The organism is Cellulomonas septica (assembly GCF_012396155.1).
In the GTDB taxonomy this organism is placed as follows: Bacteria; Actinomycetota; Actinomycetes; order Actinomycetales; family Cellulomonadaceae; genus Cellulomonas; species Cellulomonas septica.
Genome location: NZ_JAAXOY010000745.1, coordinates 1 through 1598, shown reverse-complemented (window position 1 = coordinate 1598; position 1598 = coordinate 1). Strand labels below are relative to the sequence as shown.

Sequence of the window (1598 nt, the reverse complement as noted above, 5' to 3'; positions counted from 1 at the left end):
CCCGCGGCGTCACCGAGCGTGCCGCCCGTCGCGCCGCCGGCGCCGCACGTGCCCGAGGCGCAGCCGCCCGTGCCCCCGACGAACGCGCCGCAGGGCCCGACGACGAGCGCGCCGCAGCCGCCGGCGCCCCCCGCGGGCGACGCCGACGGCCGCTGAGCGTCAGCGCCCGAGCAGTCCCTGCATCCACGCCTCGACGGCGGCGGGGTCGCGCGGCAGCGCCGCCGACAGGTTCTCGTTGCCGTCGGCGGTGACGAGCACGTCGTCCTCGATCCGCACGCCGATGCCGCGGTACTCCTCGGGCACGAGCAGGTCGTCGGACTTGAAGTACAGGCCGGGCTCGATCGTGAACACCATGCCGGGCTGGAGCTCCGCGTCGAGGTACAGCTCGGCGCGCGCCTGCGCGCAGTCGTGCACGTCGAGGCCCAGGTGGTGGCTCGTGCCGTGCACCATCCACCGACGGTGGTGCTGGTTCTCGGGCTTGAGCGAGTCCTCCGCCGAGACCGGCAGCAGACCCCACTCCTCGAGCCGCGCGGCGATGACGTGCATCGCGGCGTCGTGAACGTCACGGAACTTCGTGCCGGGCTTCGCGACGGCGAACGCGGCGTCGGCGGCGTCGAGCACGGCCTGGTAGACGCGCCGCTGGACCTCGGTGAACGTGCCGTCGACGGGCAGCGTGCGCGTGACGTCGGCGGTGTAGAGCGAGTCGACCTCGACGCCCGCGTCGACGAGCACCAGGTCGCCCGCGCGCACGGGGCCGTCGTTGTCGATCCAGTGCAGCGTCGTCGCGTGCTCGCCGGCGGCCGCGATGGTCTCGTACCCGACGGCGTTGCCCTCCTGCCGGGCGTGCCCGACGAACGTGCCCTCGATGACGCGCTCGCCGCGCCGGTGCTCCTGCGCGGCGGGCAGCGCGCGCACGATCTTCTCGAAGCCCTCGATCGTCGTGTCGACCGCGAGGCGCATCTGCTCGACCTCGTACGCGTCCTTGAGCAGCCGCAGCTCGGACAGCGCCTCGGCGAGCCGCTCGTCGCGCGCCCCCGCGGCCTCGGTCGCGCGGATCTCCTCGACGACCTCCTCGACCGCCTCGTCGACGTCCGGCACGACGAGGACCTGCACGCCGTCGGCGCCCGCGTCCTTGGCGAGCGCGTCGCGCAGGTCGTCGAGGTGCGCGGTGCGGATGCCGGTCTCGGTCTCGACGTCCTCGAGCGTGGGCCGCGCGCCGACCCAGAACTCGCCGTAGCGCGAGTCGGAGAAGAACTCCGCGGTGTCCCGGCCGGCGAGCGGGCGCAGGTAGAGGACCGCGCGGTGCCCCGACCCGCCGTCGCCCTCGCCGTCCGGCACGGGGTGCAGCACGAGCACGGCGTCGGGCTCCTGCTCGACCCCCAGGCCCGTGAGGTGCGCGAACGCCGAGTGCGGGCGGAACCGGTAGTCGGTGTCGTTCGACCGCACCTTGAACGTGCCCGCCGGGATCACGAGCCGCTCGCCGGGGAACTGCGCCGACAGCGCGGCGCGCCGGCGCTCGGTGTGGTCGGCCGCCGGGCTGCGGGTCGCGGTCGACGCCGGCCGCTCGCCCCAGCCCGACGTCACGAACCGCAGGAACT

Annotated in this window: 1 protein-coding gene; it reads right to left on the bottom strand. The window is 75.0% G+C overall.

Annotated features, from left to right (window positions below):
• Positions 1-159: 159 nt before the first annotated feature.
• The coding region (locus HGA02_RS18770) for an aminopeptidase P family protein (protein ID WP_168680847.1) at positions 160-1598 on the bottom strand (1439 nt) is incomplete at its 5' end.